Annotated in this window: 19 protein-coding genes; 6 read left to right on the top strand and 13 right to left on the bottom strand. The window is 54.5% G+C overall.

Annotation, left to right across the window (positions count from 1 at the left end; genetic code table 11):
- Positions 1 to 154: 154 nt before the first annotated feature.
- The 4 genes from tisB (at position 155) to dsdA (ending at position 3,528) form a co-directional block, all read left to right on the top strand.
- Positions 155 to 244 (top strand): type I toxin-antitoxin system toxin TisB, encoded by a 90-nt coding sequence (tisB, locus tag ACF8PE_RS09250; RefSeq protein ID WP_039032257.1) that lies wholly within the window; start codon positions 155 to 157, stop codon positions 242 to 244.
- Positions 245 to 308: 64 nt separating this feature from the next.
- Positions 309 to 755: a GNAT family N-acetyltransferase gene (locus ACF8PE_RS09245; RefSeq protein WP_059309040.1), complete on the top strand. Its 447-nt coding sequence runs from the start codon at positions 309 to 311 to the stop codon at positions 753 to 755.
- A 228-nt stretch (positions 756 to 983) separates the two neighbouring features.
- Entirely contained in the window at positions 984 to 2,168 is a 1,185-nt protein-coding gene (emrD, locus tag ACF8PE_RS09240) for a multidrug efflux MFS transporter EmrD (RefSeq protein WP_059309041.1), read from the top strand.
- A gap of 61 nt (positions 2,169 to 2,229) precedes the next feature.
- On the top strand, positions 2,230 to 3,528 hold the full coding sequence (dsdA, locus tag ACF8PE_RS09235; protein ID WP_392494787.1) for a D-serine ammonia-lyase: 1,299 nt from the start codon (positions 2,230 to 2,232) through the stop codon (positions 3,526 to 3,528).
- Here dsdA and ACF8PE_RS09230 read toward each other — a convergent pair.
- From ACF8PE_RS09230 to ibpA, 6 genes are all read right to left on the bottom strand, one after another.
- Positions 3,525 to 4,031, bottom strand: a complete 507-nt coding sequence (locus ACF8PE_RS09230) for a radical SAM protein (RefSeq protein WP_165718498.1) — start codon at positions 4,029 to 4,031, stop codon at positions 3,525 to 3,527. The two genes, dsdA and ACF8PE_RS09230, sit on opposite strands and share 4 nt — an antisense overlap.
- On the bottom strand, positions 4,028 to 4,390 hold the full coding sequence (locus ACF8PE_RS09225) for a DUF202 domain-containing protein (RefSeq protein WP_165718497.1): 363 nt from the start codon (positions 4,388 to 4,390) through the stop codon (positions 4,028 to 4,030). Before ACF8PE_RS09225 ends, ACF8PE_RS09230 begins: the two co-directional genes overlap by 4 nt.
- The gene (locus ACF8PE_RS09220) at positions 4,380 to 4,727 is read right to left on the bottom strand and encodes a YidH family protein (protein WP_032615571.1); all 348 of its coding nucleotides are present in this window, start codon (positions 4,725 to 4,727) and stop codon (positions 4,380 to 4,382) included. Before ACF8PE_RS09220 ends, ACF8PE_RS09225 begins: the two co-directional genes overlap by 11 nt.
- 73 nt (positions 4,728 to 4,800) lie before the next feature.
- Positions 4,801 to 6,462 carry a putative transporter gene (locus tag ACF8PE_RS09215; protein WP_144883718.1) on the bottom strand — a complete coding sequence of 554 codons (1,662 nt, stop codon included), beginning with the start codon at positions 6,460 to 6,462 and terminating at the stop codon, positions 4,801 to 4,803.
- A 197-nt stretch (positions 6,463 to 6,659) separates the two neighbouring features.
- Entirely contained in the window at positions 6,660 to 7,088 is a 429-nt protein-coding gene (gene ibpB, locus ACF8PE_RS09210; RefSeq protein ID WP_059309044.1) for a small heat shock chaperone IbpB, read from the bottom strand.
- Positions 7,089 to 7,225: 137 nt separating this feature from the next.
- Complete coding sequence (ibpA, locus tag ACF8PE_RS09205) at positions 7,226 to 7,636, bottom strand: small heat shock chaperone IbpA (RefSeq protein ID WP_032615564.1); 411 nt, start codon at positions 7,634 to 7,636, stop codon at positions 7,226 to 7,228.
- 311 nt (positions 7,637 to 7,947) lie between these two features.
- Between ibpA and ACF8PE_RS09200 the strand changes: the two genes are divergently transcribed.
- The gene (locus ACF8PE_RS09200; RefSeq protein WP_032615561.1) at positions 7,948 to 8,280 is read left to right on the top strand and encodes a YceK/YidQ family lipoprotein; all 333 of its coding nucleotides are present in this window, start codon (positions 7,948 to 7,950) and stop codon (positions 8,278 to 8,280) included.
- Here the strand turns inward: ACF8PE_RS09200 and ACF8PE_RS09195 are convergent, their stop codons facing one another.
- From ACF8PE_RS09195 to ACF8PE_RS09170, 6 genes are all read right to left on the bottom strand, one after another.
- The gene (locus tag ACF8PE_RS09195; RefSeq protein WP_392494786.1) at positions 8,281 to 9,507 is read right to left on the bottom strand and encodes a DUF3748 domain-containing protein; all 1,227 of its coding nucleotides are present in this window, start codon (positions 9,505 to 9,507) and stop codon (positions 8,281 to 8,283) included.
- Between the two features lie 114 nt (positions 9,508 to 9,621).
- Entirely contained in the window at positions 9,622 to 10,434 is an 813-nt protein-coding gene (gene yidA, locus ACF8PE_RS09190) for a sugar-phosphatase (RefSeq protein ID WP_032615557.1), read from the bottom strand.
- Positions 10,435 to 10,594: 160 nt separating this feature from the next.
- Positions 10,595 to 11,830, bottom strand: coding sequence for an MFS transporter (locus ACF8PE_RS09185; RefSeq protein ID WP_150869980.1), 1,236 nt, complete (start codon positions 11,828 to 11,830; stop codon positions 10,595 to 10,597).
- 100 nt (positions 11,831 to 11,930) lie between these two features.
- Positions 11,931 to 12,944, bottom strand: coding sequence for an Ldh family oxidoreductase (locus ACF8PE_RS09180; RefSeq protein ID WP_032615553.1), 1,014 nt, complete (start codon positions 12,942 to 12,944; stop codon positions 11,931 to 11,933).
- 11 nt (positions 12,945 to 12,955) lie between these two features.
- Positions 12,956 to 13,972, bottom strand: a complete 1,017-nt coding sequence (locus ACF8PE_RS09175) for a zinc-binding alcohol dehydrogenase family protein (RefSeq protein ID WP_032615551.1) — start codon at positions 13,970 to 13,972, stop codon at positions 12,956 to 12,958.
- The gene (locus ACF8PE_RS09170; RefSeq protein WP_051916095.1) at positions 13,969 to 15,408 is read right to left on the bottom strand and encodes a mannitol dehydrogenase family protein; all 1,440 of its coding nucleotides are present in this window, start codon (positions 15,406 to 15,408) and stop codon (positions 13,969 to 13,971) included. The genes ACF8PE_RS09175 and ACF8PE_RS09170 overlap by 4 nt, the downstream gene beginning before the upstream one ends.
- A gap of 394 nt (positions 15,409 to 15,802) precedes the next feature.
- On the opposite strand from ACF8PE_RS09170, the gene ACF8PE_RS09165 reads away from it, so the two are divergent.
- A complete protein-coding gene (locus ACF8PE_RS09165) occupies positions 15,803 to 16,891 on the top strand; it encodes a mandelate racemase/muconate lactonizing enzyme family protein (RefSeq protein WP_392494785.1) in 1,089 nt (362 codons plus the stop codon).
- A 39-nt stretch (positions 16,892 to 16,930) separates the two neighbouring features.
- On the opposite strand, the gene ACF8PE_RS09160 is transcribed toward ACF8PE_RS09165, so the two are convergent.
- Positions 16,931 to 17,680 carry a FadR/GntR family transcriptional regulator gene (locus ACF8PE_RS09160; RefSeq protein ID WP_130588044.1) on the bottom strand — a complete coding sequence of 250 codons (750 nt, stop codon included), beginning with the start codon at positions 17,678 to 17,680 and terminating at the stop codon, positions 16,931 to 16,933.
- Positions 17,681 to 17,771 lie beyond the last annotated feature (91 nt).

The following is a 17,771-nucleotide window of genomic DNA, read 5'->3' as shown; positions in this document are numbered from 1 at the left end:
GTACACCGGCGCAACGAAGTCCTGGCTGAAACGGGTGGTGCCGTCAGCGCCTCCACTCCCCACCTGAGCACACTGTGTTACGTCAACAAAGGTGCTGGTCACAGGCGGCGGAAAGGTACGCCAGCATCGTGCTCCTTAACCAGAGGAGACGCGTATGAGCGTAGTGGATATGGTTGTACTTATCCTCAAACTCATTGTTGCAGCACTGCAACTGCTTGATGCTGTCCTGAAATACGTTAAGTAACTCAGGTTCAAGCCGCACCAAAGAGGGGCGGGAAACCGCCCCTCTTTAATAACGAGGGAATGCTATGTTGCGTTTGTTAATTGAGCCTGTCACGCCGGACGAACCGGGGTATATCGCGCTTAAAACCGAGAGCACCGCGCTCAATTTCAATATGTTGCGCAGGCTGGAAGAGAGCTGGGAACGGGGTGAAAATCGCTTTAACGCTCCCGGTGAAAAACTGTTGGGTGCGTTTCTGAACGGCAAACTGGTAGGGATTTGCGGGTTAAACCGCGATCCGTTCAGCCAGCAGCCGCGGGCCGGTCGCATCCGCCATCTCTATATCAGCGAAAGCTGTCGTGGGCTGGGTATCGGCAAGCAACTGCTCGCCGTCGTGATGGCCGATGCCAGCGTCTGGTTTGATTTTCTCAATACCCACGCGCCTGAGGCTGCCTGGCCCTTCTACCAGCGTGCTGGCTTCACGCTGGTTGTGGATGAACCGCGCGTCACGCACCGGTTATTCTGCGCAGTGTAACGGGCGGGCCATATCGGTTTGCGGCACGACGGATCGCGGCTGCGCCAGGCCCGATCCCGTGGCAACTTTAGTTGCCGTTGTTGTTTATTAATCCTGCCTTTCTGCCGCGATTCATTCATCACCGCAATACTTAACTTGTCATCTCACTGTGGTAGATTCCACGCGCATTTATGGGAATGCGTAGTCACTTATTCTTTATTTATCACTTTGGCAGAAGTATTCAGCAACATGAAAAGACAACGGAACGTTAATTTACTCTTGATGTTGGTATTGCTGGTCGCCGTCGGTCAGATGGCGCAAACCATCTATATTCCGGCCATTGCCGACATGGCAAACGCACTCCAGGTGCGTGAGGGTGCCGTCCAGAGCGTAATGGCAGCCTACCTGCTGACCTATGGTGTGTCGCAATTATTCTACGGCCCGCTCTCGGATCGCATTGGTCGCCGTCCGGTAATTTTGGCCGGGATGACGATTTTTATGATCGCCACGGTGATCGCGATGACCACCCACAGCCTGAGCGTGCTGATTGCCGCCAGCGCATTACAGGGCGTCGGCACAGGGGTCGGCGGAGTGATGGCGCGTACGTTGCCGCGCGATCTGTATGAAGGCAGCCAGCTGCGCCATGCCAACAGCCTGCTCAATATGGGCATTCTGGTCAGCCCGCTGCTGGCCCCGCTGATTGGCGGCCTGCTGGATACCATGTGGTCCTGGCGCGCCTGCTACGGCTTTCTGCTGGTGCTGTGCGTTATCGTCACCTTCAGCATGGCGCGCTGGATGCCGGAAACCCGGCCCGCGGAAGCGCCGCGCACCAAACTGCTCACCAGCTACAAAATCCTCTTCGGCAACGGAGCCTTTAACTGCTACGTGCTGATGCTGGTGGGTGGCCTGGCGGGGATCGCGGTATTCGAAGCCAGTTCGGGCGTACTGTTGGGCGCCGGGCTGGGCCTCAGCAGTATGGTGGTGAGTATTCTGTTTATTCTGCCGATCCCGGCGGCGTTTTTCGGCGCCTGGTTCGCCGGGCGCGCCAATAAACGCTTCACCACCCTGATGTGGCAGTCGGTGGTGAGCTGCCTGCTGGCGGGGCTGATGATGTGGATCCCGGGCTTGTTCGGGGTGATGAACGTCTGGACCCTGCTCGTCCCGGCCGCACTGTTCTTCTTTGGCGCGGGGATGCTGTTCCCGCTGGCAACCAGCGGTGCGATGGAGCCGTTCCCGTTCCTCGCAGGCACCGCCGGGGCACTGGTGGGGGGGCTGCAAAATATCGGTTCCGGCGCGCTGGCCTGGCTTTCGGCAATGCTGCCGCAAAACGGACAGGCGAGCCTCGGGCTGCTGATGACGCTAATGGGTCTGCTGATTTTGCTCTGCTGGCTGCCGCTGGCCTCCCGCGCGTCACATCACGAGCAGGCGGTGTAAGCGGATCTTGCCCCCAGGCCAGTTTCCTGTTTTCTTAAGGGAATACGCCTGTGAGGATCCTATGACGCCACAAACCCTGAAGTTAATCGGACAATACCCTCTGCTCAATGCGCTGATCGCCCTGCAAGAGACCACCTGGCTTAACCCAAAAGCCACCACTCTGGCCGCAGGGCTTCCCCATGTCGGGCTGACCGAAGCCGATGTGGAGGATGCCCGGGCGCGCCTGAACCGCTTTGCGCCCTATCTCGCGAAAGCCTTCCCGGAGACGGCAGCCACCAACGGTATTATCGAATCTGAGCTGGTTGCCATTCCGGCGATGCACCGACGGCTGGAGAAGGAATCTGGCGCACCCCTTCCCGGCACCCTGCTGCTGAAAAAAGACAGCCATCTGCCGATCTCCGGCTCGATTAAAGCCCGCGGTGGGATCTATGAAGTGCTGACCCACGCCGAAAAACTGGCCCTGGACGCCGGACTGCTCAACTTCAACGACGATTACAGCATCCTGCTTGAGCCGCGCTTCAAAGCGTTCTTCAGCCAGTACAGCATCGCCGTGGGGTCTACCGGCAACCTCGGGATGTCTATCGGCATTATGAGCGCCCGCATCGGCTTTAAGGTGACGGTGCACATGTCTGCCGACGCCCGCGAGTGGAAAAAATCCAGACTGCGCAGCCACGGCGTGACGGTAGTGGAGTATGAACAGGATTACGGCGTGGCGGTGGAGCAAGGGCGCAAAGCGGCGGAAAACGATCCGAACTGCTTCTTTATTGACGATGAAAACTCCCGCACCCTGTTTTTAGGTTATGCCGTGGCAGGCGAGCGCCTGAAGACGCAGTTTGCCGAACAGGGTCGTGTGGTGGATGCGGATCACCCGCTCTTTGTCTATCTGCCGTGCGGCGTGGGCGGTGGCCCTGGCGGGGTGGCGTTTGGGCTGAAGCTGGCCTTTGGCGACCACGTACACTGCTTCTTTGCCGAACCGACCCACTCCCCGTGCATGTTGCTGGGGGTATATACCGGTCTGCACGATGAGATTGCGGTACAGGATCTGGGGATCGATAACCTTACCGCGGCGGATGGCCTGGCGGTGGGTCGCGCCTCCGGCTTTGTTGGCCGTGCCATGGAGCGTCTGCTCGACGGGTTCTATACCCTCTCCGATCAGAGCATGTACGACATGCTGGGCTGGCTGGCGCAGGAAGAAAATATTCGTCTTGAGCCATCCGCGCTGGCGGGCATGGCCGGGCCGGTACGCATCGCCGCTTCCGGCCACTATCCGCTGAATAACGCCACCCACCTGGTGTGGGCAACCGGCGGCGGCATGGTGCCGGAAGAGGAAATGGCGAAGTACCTGGCGAAAGGACGTTAATTCACCCGTTGGCTCTGGCGCATCAGAGCCATCAGCTCGACAGGTGAACGGCGATAACGCATTAAATCGCGCATCACCCGCATGTGCGGGGCGGAGTGGCGGAAGAACGCCTGATACCCTGCGCAGAGGGCGTTTTTGCCCTCAACCCACGGCTGCGGGGTGTCACTGTTGCACAGATAACGAACCGGGCACGCCTGGCATTCGTCGGGAAGGGGGAAAGCGCAGATCGGCGGTGGATTGCCGCGCCAGATCTCCAGCGCCGAGTCAAAGAGTTGTACAGAGATACGACCGATATCTTCCCGTACCCAGACATCAAACACCGCCGTCAGGAACGCGGCCCACTGCTGGTCGGTGATGGACGCCGGGTTATCGCATGCCTGCAAGGGAATAAACTGTAGATACCGCGAACCTTGGCTGCGCAGATCGCGGTACAACCGCTCCGGCTGGCAACAGTTCTGGCGGTTGATGAGCGTTACGAGCACTTTGGCCTGACATCCTGTCATGCAAAATCCCTGATAAAAATAATGAGATGGTGAACATGACTAGCAGCAAACAATAATGCGAGGGATAACACTGCGAGGGAGATCAAAAATTTAATACATACAGGTCGGGATGCTGAAAAGTCGTACAGCGAAACGTCCATCCGCGCGCGGTTGCGGGTGTAATGCCAGAGGATCAGCGCTACCAGTGCCAGCACGCCCAGCGCCACCCAGAACAGCGGGCCAGCCTGTTGCCAGTTGTGCCTGACCGCCAGCACCATCAACGCGCCGTAGCCAAACAGCGTGCGCAGCCAGGCCAGCGAGGTGCGCTCCGGCTGCAACCCCGGATCGGCCACCCGACGCGCCTTACGGCTATCCGCCATACAGCACCAGCCCCATCACAATTACCGCGACGAACAACAGGATCAGGCTGATAACCAGCAGGCTATGGGTGTAGGGCAGATCGTCTTTCAGGCGCATGGCTTTTTCATTACGCAGCCAGCGCAGGTAACCGTAGATCGCCAGCCCCCCGGAAAAGAGGCACAGCAGCAGCGCCAGCAGCTGGCGGATCACCGGCGTGGCAAAGTCGGGGGCCAACTGGTCAAGGCCGACACCCGCCGCCAGAAAACCGAGCGCGGTGCGGATCCACGCCAGAAAGGTACGCTCGTTTGCCAGCGAGAAGCGATAATCCGGCGCTTCGCCGAGGCGGGAAATTTTCATGACCACTCCTGTCTGACTGCCCGTTGTACAAAACTGCGGCAATGTTAACGTATCCAGGGCAGTATTTCTCGCCTTAACCCATCCCCCAGAACAGCACTGCCAGCAGCTGCGGTGTGATAATGCGCATAAACATCACCAGCGGATAGACCGTGGCGTAGGAGAGCGCCGCCGCACCGCTGGTGGCGTGCAGGTTGTTGGCAAAGGCCAGTGCCGGCGGATCGGTCATCGAACCGGCCAGCATGCCGCACAGGGTTAAATAGTTCATCTTCGCCAGCAGCCGCGCCAGAATGCCCATGGTGATCAGCGGGATGGCAGTAATGAGGATGCCATAGCCAATCCAGCTGATGCCATCGCCGCGGGCCAGGGTCTCGATGAACTCCCCACCCGACTTTAGCCCCACCACCGCCAGGAACAGAACAATCCCCAGCTCGCGCAGGGCGAGGTTGGCGCTCGGGGGCATAAACCAGTAGAGCTTGCCCACGCAGCCGATGCGCCCGAGGATCAGCGCCATAATCAGCGGCCCGCCTGCCAGCCCCAGCTTGAGCGCCACCGGGAACCCCGGCACGTACAGCGGAATGGAGCCGAGCAGGACACCCAGACCGATGCCGATAAAGACCGGCAGCATCTGCACTTGCTGCAGTTTTTGCTGCGCGTTGCCTACCATATTGGCAACGGCATCAATGGAGGCCGGACGCCCGACAAGGTTGAGGATGTCACCAAACTGCAGGCTGGCGTCCGGGCTGGCCACCAGCTCAACCCCGGCGCGGTTCAGGCGCGAAATCACGACGTCATAACGCTCTTTTGCCTGCAAATCGCGGATTTTTTTGCCCAATACCTGCTCATTAGTCACGACTACCCGTTCGACGCGCATGTCGGTGCCGCGCGTCGAGAGCGAGGTATCGACCTCCTGGCCGATCACCAGTTGGGCGTTGTGCAGATCGACCGGTTGACCGACGAGGTGCAGCAGATCGCCGGTCTGGATCAGGGTGCCGGGCAAAGGCACCATCAGGGTCTGCTCGCGCTTCAGGCGGGAACAAATAATGTTGGCGCTATTAAGGATCGGCACATCCTGGATCGCCAGGTTGTTGAGATTGGGATTATCGACGCGGATGTTGATGGTTTTTATCAGCGCCTGACCCTGAGTAAGGGTGGATTCATGCTGCTTAGCTTCTTGCTCTACGTTAATGTGAAACAAAACACGCATCAGCCACATGGTGAGCAGAATGCCGCAGATGCCGAACGGATAAGCCATGGCGTAGCTCATGCCCATATGATCCACGATGCCTGGCTCGATACCCAGATCACGCAGGATTTGCTGCCCGGCTCCCAGCGCGGGGGTGTTGGTGACCGCACCGGAGAAAATCCCCAGCACCACCGGCAGCGGGATGGCGAAGAGTTTATGCAGCAAGGCGGTCACCAGCCCGCCCATCACCACAATCCCCATCGCAAAAAGGTTGAGGCGCAGGCCCGAGACACGCAGCGAGGCGAAAAACCCCGGCCCAACCTGAATGCCGATGGTGTAAACGAAGAGGATCAGGCCAAATTCCTGAATGAAATGCAACATCTGCGCGCTGAGCACGATGCCCAGCTGGTCAGCAAAATGACCGACAAAAATTCCGCCAAACAGCACGCCGCCAATGCCGAACCCGACGCCGCGGATTTTGATATTGCCTATCCACAACCCGACCACCGCAACCAATGCCAGAATACTGACCGTTAACGCTATATCACTCATGACGGCATCCCTGTGAATAACATTATTATCAGAAGGGATTTTCGCAGAGCGCAGGCGGGTTGTATGGGCGATGGCGCACAAAAAGCCCGCGCTAAAAGCAAAACGGCCACCCGAAGGTGACCGTTTGAGTTTTTACCCTCTCCTGTGGGAAAGGGTTGGGGTGAGGACATCAGGCCGCATCACCCGATACACGGGTATTAGCTGTTCAACGCCGGGCGTTCGCTAATGGCGATCCGCTGCGGAGCAATTTCTTCCGGCACGTTGCGGGTAATGTCGATATGCAGCAGCCCGTTGTTAAAGGTGGCGCCCGTCACTTCCATATGTTCAGCGAGGGTAAAGCTCAGGCTGAACGGCTGAGTGACCAGCCCCTGATGCAGCCATTTGGTTTCGGTCTCCGGTTTTTCCGGGGTACCTTTAACCGTCAGGCGCGTGCCTTCCAGCTGGATATCAAGGTTCTGCTGGCTGAACCCTGCCACCGCGAGCGTAATGCGATAGTGGTTATCGTCGCTCTTTTCAATGTTATACGGCGGGAAGGTCTGGCTTTCGGTGGTGCTTTGCAGCGCGCTAGCCAGTTTGTCAAAACCAATCCACTGACGCAGCAGGGGGGATAAATCGTAGTTACGCATACTAAATCTCCTTCTGAGAAGCGAGTTCGGCACAGTTTAATTTTGTGCGCAGTTGTTCCTGCAAATCCTGATGGATTCACATATGCTCCCGATATCGGCAAGCATTCAGGTATGGGCCGCAGATGCGACCCGGACAATTAATTAATTTCGATACGGCGCGGTTTTTTCGCTTCCGGGATCACACGTTCCAGATCGATATACAGCAGGCCGTTTACCAGGTTCGCGCCGTGAACGTGAATGTTCTCAGCTAACTGGAACTTACGTTCAAAGTTACGTTCTGCGATGCCCTGATAGAGGTAGGTACGTTCTTTCTGCTCGCCCGCATGAGCGCCTTTTACCACCAGCAGGTTGTCCTGCGCGGTGATCTCCAGTTCGCTTTCAGCAAAGCCGGCAACAGCAATTGCGATGCGGTAGTGGTTTTCGTCAACCAATTCAACATTGTATGGAGGGTAGCCATTGCTCTGGCTTTGGTTGTTTTCTAAATGATTGAACAGACGATCGAAGCCAATGGCTGAACGATAAAGCGGAGAAAGATCAAAGTTACGCATACAGTTAAAACTCCTGAAATCAGCAAGAATTGTCGCCTTCCACCGTGGACAGGCTGGGGTATCCCAAACGCCCCTCAGGCACGTTTGTTCATTGATACACTCTTAAAATGGGTCTGCTTCCGTCCTTTTCAAGAGCAACGTAGCGAGAATTTTTTGCACTTTGCGGGTACTGGAATAGACTGGGACTACAGCACGTAAGGTTAAAATGCGATAGGTACCACAGAGCGGTACTTTTCAACTATTCATTTTGATCATGGCCCGTTATAAACCCGGTTGCGGGTCTGTATTGGGCCATTGATGATGACTGACTGATAATGAAAAATGTTCTGATAAAGCTGACGATGTTTAGCACGGTGGTTTTGCTTTGCGGGTGTTCGAGCGTGATGTCTCACACCGGCGGTAAAGAAGGGACATGGCCCGGGACGCGCGCCAGCGCGAAAATGATCGCGGATGACGACACCAACTGGGGGACTAAATCCCTGGTGGTGCTGGATATGCCGTTTACTGCTGTTGTTGATACCCTGCTGCTGCCGTGGGATCTCTTTCGTAAGGACAGTTCTGTTCGCTCCCGCGTGGAGCAAAGCGAGGAGAAGACGCTGGCCACCAACGCCGTCATCCCGCCCGCTGCGATGCCTTCTCGCTAATTAGCGCCCGGTTTCTGTCACCCAGAGCTGACGGAAGCCGTCGATCTCTTCCATCCAGGCAAGATAATGCCCGTCAGGCGAGTAAACCACAGCATCACCTGACGGCGGGTTGCCGTGATCGGATGTCAAAAAGGTTACTTCGCCCGTGGCGGCATCACAGCTGGCAAGGCGATTATCCAGCACAAACCCCAGCGAATGGCCTGCCGGATGCCAGTTAAACGCCGACTGAATATCGCGTTGATTATGGGTGAGCTGACGAGGCTCTCCCCCTTCCGGCGCGATGAGCCACAGCTGCACCACACCTTTATCATCACGCATCAGGAACGCGATTTGCGTCGCCTGCGGGTTGCTGCGCACCCAGTGTCGCGGCACGTTCACCAGGCCCGGGAAGGAGTGGCTATGAGTGAAGGTTAAACGGCGCTGCACCACCTCGGCTGGCGGGGCGGGCATGCACTCCGCCGTGCCCTGCAGCGGTAAATCCCCGGCCTGTTTCCAGCCCTGCTCCTCTTTCGGCAGATCCACGATAAACAGTTCCGGCACTTTTTCACCCTGAGCGGAAAGGGTATCGCCGATAAAGGCCAGCCTGTCGTTACCGACCCAGCCCTCTTCATAGGCGCGGTTGATCTCATCGCTGCCCGGCTGCGGCGTGGGGGTCGTACGGCTGACCAGTACGCTCCAGTGCGTTCCACCATATTCACGCGGATGGTTGCCAGCAGGCGTCACCGGACCATAGGGCGCGGCCACGCCCACGTTGCGCAGATCGCGCTTCGGGTCGAGCGTATGCAGAACATGGTCGTTATAGGTAAAGCTGACGAACTGGCCGTTCGGGCTGAAGACGTGCACGTGGCTGCCGCCGCGCAGCGCGCCGGGGGTGAAGGGCGCGGTGATATCCATTGCATCGAGATTGCTTATCTGCCCCTGTGCAGCAATCACCCCCTGACGGTGATGAAAGTCGTACTGCCAGTGGGCATCAGGATGGTTTGGGCCGTGGATAAAGACGTACTTATCTTCCGCAGGATGTACGGTCACGACCCCAACATGCGCGCCGTTTGTGGCGCGATAAATCACCTCTACCTCACCCGTTTCGACGTTAACCCGCTCAATGGTGTCGCCGGTAAACGATGCCCCGGACGGGCGGACGTCAAAGACCAGCCACTGGCTGTCTGCAGTCCAGGTGCGGGTGTTGGTGAGCTGATGGTTGCGGGGAGCGAAGGTGATTTGTTTCATGAGGATACCCTGATGCGCGGATGTCGCATCAGGGTATAGCATTGCCGGGAATTAGCCTACCCGTTTCACGTCGCCCACCAGCAGGATGTAGGAGAGCGCGGGTTTTGCCGGGTCTTAATTCAGAACAAACTTCTCAATAGCGTAAGCCACGCCATCTTCGAGGTTGGATTTGGTGACGAAGTTAGCCACCTCTTTCACCGACGGGATCGCGTTTTCCATCGCCACGCCTAAGCCGGCATATTCCAGCATCGCAATGTCGTTTTCCTGATCGCCCAGGGTCATGATCTCTTCCGGCTTGATCCCCAGCGCGTCGGCCAGCGACTTCACGCCAGTGCCTTTATTGACGCGTTTATCGAGGATTTCGAGGAAGTACGGCGCACTTTTCAGCACGGTGTACTTCTCTTTCACCTCTGCCGGGATACGGGCAATGGCTTTGTCCAGGATCTCTGGTTCATCAATCATCATCACTTTCAGGAACTGAGTGGCGGGGTCCATCTTCTCCGCTTCGCAGAACACCAGCGGAATGGTGGCGACGAAGGATTCATGAACCGTGTAGTAGCTGATGTCGCGGTTGGCGGTGTAGAGCGTATTACGGTCGAGAGCGTGGAAGTGCGAGCCGACCTCGCGGGAGAGTTGTTCCAGATAGCGGTAATCGTCATAACTCAGCGCCGTTTGCGCCACCGTGCTGCCATCGGCTGCTTTCTGGACCAGTGCGCCGTTGTAGGTAATGCAGTAATCACCCGGTTCATTCATGTGCAGCTCTTTCAGGTAGCTGTGAACACCTGCGTATGGACGACCGGTGGTCAGCACCACGTTCACGCCTTTCGCACGGGCTGCGGCAATTGCGTCTTTAACGCCAGCAGAGATAGTGTGGTCTGGCAGCAGCAGCGTGCCGTCCATATCGATTGCAATGAGTTTGATAGCCATGGGATCCCCGGTTGGAATGAGTCTGACTTCATGCTAACGCGATTCCGCTCAAAAAACAGCAACACCGGAGAAGGAAAACGGGGCTGAAAGCACAGGAAATATTCCCCGTTTAGGCGGCAGCAATCCGGCAGCTTTGGCTACCGGATTGCTACGTCTTTATTTAGATTGCCGCTTTCTTTCGACCGCCAAACATTAACAGCACGGCTGAAATAATGGCCAGCGCTCCAACCAGATAGAAAGCCGAATAATATTGCCCGGTGCCCTGGACAATAAAACCAGTCAACATAGGCGCAAACACCCCGGCCAGGTTCGCCAGAAAATGGATAAATCCACTGACTGCACCAACGTTGTTGCCTTTTACCGTATCCTGCACAATGGCCCAGTAGCAGGAGGTGGTGACATACATGGCAAACATACCGACGGACATCAGACCAATTGCGCTATACAGGCTGGCCACCAGCGCCGACGCGGTAATACAGACAGCAGCGATAATCAGCCCAACGACAATAATAACCTTTCGGGAAAACAGCAGATTATTGGTGATTTTATAAATATAATCAGAGATAAAACCACCCGAGATCAGCCCGACGAACCCCAACAACCACGGCAGGACGTTAGCGATACTCATATCGTGCATATTCAGCCCGCGCGCATCCAGCAGATAGCTGGGGAACCAGGTCATAAAGAAAAAGAGTATGTAGCTGTAAGCGAAAAAGGCCAGCGCGGTGAAGAGGATAATCGGCTGCTTCAGATAATAAGAGAGCTTTTCATCCGGCAGACAGCTCTCTTCGCTATCAACGGGGGAAGCCTGGTGCTGCGTATCGCTCTGATCGCCGGTACGGTTTCTTGTCGCAGCCAGCCAGATCACCACCCAGACAAAACCGATCAGCATCATGCCGATAAAGGTCATCCGCCATCCAAATGCCAGCGCAGCGGCAGCAACAATAGGCGCTGATACTGCCCCACCCATTGGGTTGCCGGAAAAAGAGACGCCCACGGCGCGGGCGCGCTCCTTCGCAGGGAACCATTTAACAATCGTTTTATTGGTGACTGACCCCATCGGGCCTTCAGCGGCACCAAATATCACGCGGATGACAAACAGCGAAACAAAATTGAACGCCATGCAGGTTAAGCCTGCAAAAAGCGACCATAGCCCCATGGCTCCAGCAAAAATGCGCCGTGGGCCATATTTATCAGCCAGCCAGCCGCCAATAAAACAAAAAACAGCATAACCAATAGCAAAGCTACTGAAAATAAGGCCCAGCTCAGCTTTATTGACATTGAGATCGGCGGTTATATAAGGGGCGAGAATAGATAAAGCCGCCCTATCGATATAATTTATCATCGATGCAATAAAAAGCAGAACGAGTATAAAATACCTTCTATTGGTATACATATTTCTCTCCATGATGTAGGGTACGTCCAGTTATATTTATTCAGGATTAATAATAAATAAGATAGATATCATCCTCTCCATGTTGTCGATTGTATCGTTTTTAATTCTCACTGGTTAAATACTGGTAAATACCTTCAGCTACCGGAATGCCCTCGCGCTGACATTTGGCTTTATAAGCCATCTGCGGATCGTTCGGAGCAAGGACTTTTTCCACACCAGGAACCGGTCTTACCGCCCGCAATTCATCCCTCATGGTCTTCATCGTCGCGGCAAAAAAGGCATTACCCAGTTTGTCTGGATCGATGGCAATGACCAGGCTCGCCAGCTTACGCATTTTGTCGTAGTCACCGTACATACGTACAATATGGTTGCCGAAGTTGGCCCCCATTAAGATGCCGGTCAGGGCATCTATCGCCAGCGCAATCCCGGAGCCTTTATGCTTACCAAAAGGCAGGAGGTTTTCTATTTTGTGCGGGTCAGTTGTCACGTTGCCCTCTTTATCCAGCGCCAGCCCTTCACCAACAGGCTGTCCGGTCTCCTTGGCATGTAAAATTTTGCCAAAGGCAACGGCGCTGGTGGCCATGTCGACAATCATTGGCGCTTCATCTTTTACCGGAAAACCAAAGGCCAGAGGGTTGGTCCCCAGAAAACGTTCCGCACCGCCATAAGGCGCTACGCAGGTGTCTGTCTGCGTCATCACAATGGCGATAGCCCCCTGGCGGGTCGCACGTTCGGCAAAATAGGAGAGCGCGCCGCAGTGAGAGGTGTTTTTGATGCCAACAAAACCTACCCCAGTCTCTTTTGCCAGCTGTACCGCACGATCCGTGGCGGCGAGCAGCGCTGAATGCCCCATACCATCATCTGAATCCAGCACGGCGACAGAAGGTGAAATCGACTGGAATGCCATTACGGCAGCCGGATTTAACCCCCCCGCCTGCAGGCGCGTGCAGTAGTGTTCAACTCGCATAACGCCGTGCGAATGGACACCCGTCATGTCGGCATGCACCAGTACATCGGTGACCTCTCTTGCCGTGTTGTCATCCAGACCGGCACGAGTTAATTTTGTTAAGACTAACGCTTTTAATTCATCTTCTTTAATTAATACGCTGGACATCGAAATCTTCCTTAAAATTTAATGACGCCTTTAACTAATTTTTTATTTTCGACAACGTCTTCTTTATAACCGTCACCGAAGCTGTAAAAGTCATATTCTTTATTAACCATTAAACCTTCGTGTAATACCCCGTCCGCCATTAATGCGATAACGCACTCGAAGTCTTCGCGCGTGGCATTACGGCTGGCTAAAAGCGTGGTCTCTTTTTTATGGAATGTCGGGTCATCAAGCTGCAGTTCGCCAATATAGAGTCCAATAAAGACAATTTTCCCACCGTGTCGAATAAGGTCGACCGAACGTGACATTGACGCTTTATTTCCTGTAGCGTCCATCAGGACACAGGCTAACTGGCCGTCAAAGCAGGCTTTCAGATCTTCTGGATAGCTTTGCAGGGTCGGATCCAGGGTGGCTACCGCCAGTTTTTCACTGATTTGCTGACGGCGGCCCGCATCAATATCGGCAACCACCACGCGCCCGCCCTTCGCTTTGGCTATCGCAGCCGCCGCCAGTCCAATCGGGCCAGCACCCACAATCAGCACATTTTGCTGCGGCCTGATATCGGCCCGACGAACCGCATGGGCGCCAATGGCAAAACACTCTACCAGCGCCCCGGCGTTATCACTCAGGCTGGACGGCAACTCGACCAGATTCTCTTCGCGAACAGCGAGATATTCGCTAAAACCGCCGTCCTGATGCACGCCATACAAAGAGACGTTTTCGCAGCAGTTAGTCTTGCCCTCCTGGCAGGCGGCACAGCTACCGCAGGGAATGCACGGAATAACGCTATAGCGCAGTCCTTTTTTGACGCGAGTGCATGCGCTGCCTGTCTCTTCTACTACGCCGCAAATTTCATGGCCCAGTACCCGTGGGTAGGAAAAGAAGGGCTGCCGGCCCGCAAAAGCATGGATATCGGTGCCGCAAATCCCCACCGCGCGGGTTTTAAGAAGCGCCTCACCCTCTTTTAATGAAGGAATGTCTCTTTCGATGTACTCAATCTGGTGCGGTTGTTGGCAAATAAGCGTTTTCATGGATTTTCCTGCAGCAATAGATTTTTGATGGCGTCACGAACGCCCTCAGATTCGATGGTAAGAAAAGCGAGACGGATTTCGTGCAAAAATGAGGTGTTGTCACAGGCAAGCGTGCCGAAGATGCTTTCGATCTGTAGCAAGGCGTGGGCCTGTTTCCATGAGGAGTCAAACTGGCTCACCCGCGCATGAAACTCTGCATTCAGGGGATCGGCGATGGCCTGGCCGCGAGAAACAGCACCAATAATGTAATGAAGCCAACCGGCGATCAGCACCGCCAGTGCCGTCCCTTTTACCTTGCGCGCCTGTAGCGTACGCCATGGATCTATGGCGCGTTGCGGAAGCTTCTGCGAACCATCCATGGCGATCTGGCTGGTTCTGTGTTTGATATGCGGGTTGCTGAAGCGGGCAACCAGCAGCCGGGCGTACTGTTCCACATCCAGGTTTAATGCCGGGTTAAGGGATTTGGCTTGCTCTTCCACCATCAGATGGAATACCGCGGCATTAAGAACGGGATCGGCCATGCATTGATAGATAAATTCATAGCCTGCCAGGCTGCCGTTATAGGCCAGAAACGAATGGCTGCCGTTTAACATCCGCAGCTTCATCTCTTCGTAGGGCAATACGTCGCTGACGAACATTGCTCCGGCCTTGTCCCATTCTGGTCTTCCGGCAACAAAGTTGTCTTCGATCACCCACTGCCGAAAATCTTCGCAGACCACGCCGCAGGGATCGGCATAACCCATTTCTTCTTCAATAACGGCAAACTGTTCTGCCGTCATGGCGGGAACGATGCGGTCAACCATGGTACCGGGAAAGGTCACATTGCTTTCGATCCACTCAGCCAGATCGCTATCAATCTGCCGCGCGAAGTCGAGCACCGCGTGTCTGGTCAGCAAGCCGTTTTCCGGAATGTTGTCACAGGAAAGAACGCTAAAGGGTGAGAGTTTTCGTTCGCGCCGTATACGCAACGCTTCCACCAGCAAACCGATGGCCGACTGAGGCGTGCGGGGTGATGTGACATCATGGTGAATAAGCGGATTGCCGAGGTCCAGTCTGCGTGATTGCGGATCGGTGCAGTACCCTTTTTCAGTGATGGTCAGCGAGACGATTTTTACCTGCGGTTCAGCCAGTTTATCGATCGCGGCCTGAATACCGCTCGCAGGCGTATGAAGTGCGCCAGCCATCGACCGCACCTGGCGGCAGGTGGTTGAGGTAGCGGATTTTTCCACCACGCTGAACAGGCATTCCCGGGCATTCAACTCATCCACCAGCTCCGCGCTGCCAAACATATTAATGCCAAAAATTCCCCAGCGTTGTTCCATGCTTTCATTGCAGAGATCGGTATAAACCGCCTGGTGCCCGCGATGAAACGCCCCGAGTCCGATATGTACGATATCGGCTTTCAGCGCTTGTCTGTCGTACGTTGTCTTTTCCATTAGAAACCCTCCACAAATCGTCGACCAATAATGCCAAACAGGTTTACCAAAACAGTGATAATGATCTCAAATGGTAAACAAAGAACATGAATAAAATCCTAATTAAATTCAGACCTCAAACCAAATACCATTAATATCAATAAGATAGTTAAAATAAGAGACAAGAAAAGAGCATGCTTATTTAAAAGTGTGATAAGCATCGAATGAGCCGTCAGAAAAATTGGTGTACCATTAAATAAGTTACAAGCTAAACATGAGCAATCCATTGAATTTAAATGGTTTAAACCAAAGTCGTTCATCAAAACGCGTCAATCTGGTTTACAGAATTAGCAAAACAGGCATACCAAAGCATTGAGCAAATGAATTGAATAATGGGAATTAAGAGGACCAAGAAATGAATACGCTTATCAAACACGTTCAAACCCGACTGTTCAAAGTGCCGCTGGCGGAAATACTGGTGGATGCGAAACATGGCGATCACAGCCATTTTGAACTCATCACGACCACGATTACCCTGGAAAATGGCGCGACCGGCACCGGTTATACCTATACCGGCGGTAAAGGGGGTTATGCCATTAAGGCGATGATTGATCACGATTTGGCTCCGGTCCTTGTAGGTAAAGACGCGGCGGAGATCGATGCCATTTACGACTTTATGGAGTGGCATATTCACTATGTTGGACGGGGAGGAATTGCCTCGTTTGCAACCTCAACGGTCGATATTGCGTTATGGGATTTGAAGGGCAAACGTGAGCAATTACCGCTCTGGAAAATGGCAGGCGGTGCCAATAACAGCTGTAAGGCCTACTGCGGTGGCATTGATCTGGCGTTTCCACTCGATAAGCTGCTGCGTAGCATCCAGGGTTATCTGGACAGCGGCTTTAACGCCGTGAAAATAAAGGTGGGACAGAAAAATCCACAGGATGATATCGACCGTATCAAGGCGGTTCGCCAGTTTATTGGCCCTGACGTAACCTTTATGATTGATGCTAACTACTCGCTCTCTGTTGAACAGGCTATTGCGCTCTCGAAGGCGGTTGAGTCGTGCGATATTAGCTGGTTTGAAGAGCCAACCATTCCTGATGATTACGACGGCTACGCCCGCATTGCTGAAAACACCACTATCCCACTGGCGATGGGGGAAAATCTGCATACTATTCATGAGTTTGGGTACGCGCTGGATCGCGCCAGGTTAGGGTTCATTCAGCCAGATGCCTCGAACTGTGGTGGGATCACCGGTTGGCTGAAAGCTGCCAGATTGTCGACCAATTATGGTCTGCCGATTTGCTCGCACGGCATGCAGGAATTACACGTTAGCCTGGTATCCGCTTTTGATACCGGCTGGCTGGAAGTACATAGTTTCCCTATCGATCGCTATACGAAACGTCCGTTAGTGGTAGAGAACTACCGGGCCGTCGCCCCAGATGAATGCGGAATTGGCGTTGAATTTGACTGGGATAAACTCAACCCATATGAAGTCTGATGGTTGCCGGGCCTGCCACCATGCAGGCCCGGCGCAGAATCAGGTGGCAAAGAAAAAGTCGTCAAAATCATCCAGCGACTCGTCCTGATGGAAGATTTTCACCAGTTCGTTTTTGCTGTTTTCAAGGTGGTTCCAGGATGCCTGACGGGCTTGTTCAGCATTACGCTTCTGTAGAGCGAGGAAGATAGAGCGGTGATCCTCAACCCACATCATGCGTAACTCTTTTTTATGCAGGTAGTGGTAATTCAGGCGTTTCCAGCGGGGGTTTTCCGTTCTGACGGCTCGCCAGAGCTCTGCGGATTGCTTCATCAGCACGCGGTTTTGCGTCGCCTCGGCAATAATATTGTGGAACTGCCGATCCAGCTCTTCGAATTTGTCGCTATCACCGTCAATCAGCTTAACCTGCTGGGCAATGATTCGCTTAAGCTCGCGTAGCTCATTCAGCCTGATCTGCGTTGCGGCAAAACCGGTAATATTGCTCTCGATAACCTGCCGGGCCTGAAGCAGTTCGAAAGGGCCGATATCAGAATAGGGCAAAAGAGCTTTTTGATTTAACTTTTCAGGGCTATCAATGAAATAGATGCCAGCGCCCTGACGAACTTCCACCACGCCCTTCAGCTCAAGCATGATAATAGCTTCACGGATTGTGGTTCGACTGGTGTTAAAACGTTCTCCGAGCTCTCTTTCCGAAGGAAGCCGCTCTCCTGCTTTAAACACCCCAGAATAGAGCAGCTCCTCTATCTGGAGACCAACATCATAATAGCGCCTTTTAGTGATCGCCTGTTCCATGCTTACGCCTATAAAAAACCGACAATTCAACCCGATGATAGTGTGAAGCAAGCTAATCCGCGCCTTCCCGTAAGGAAAGCGCGGAGGCAGA

It is taken from the genome of Leclercia sp. GLN_9, from assembly GCF_043105735.1.
GTDB classification, from domain to species: Bacteria; Pseudomonadota; Gammaproteobacteria; order Enterobacterales; family Enterobacteriaceae; genus Enterobacter; species Enterobacter adecarboxylatus.
The sequence above is the reverse complement of the archived record's forward strand: the minus strand, read 5'-3'. Positions and strand labels throughout refer to the sequence as shown.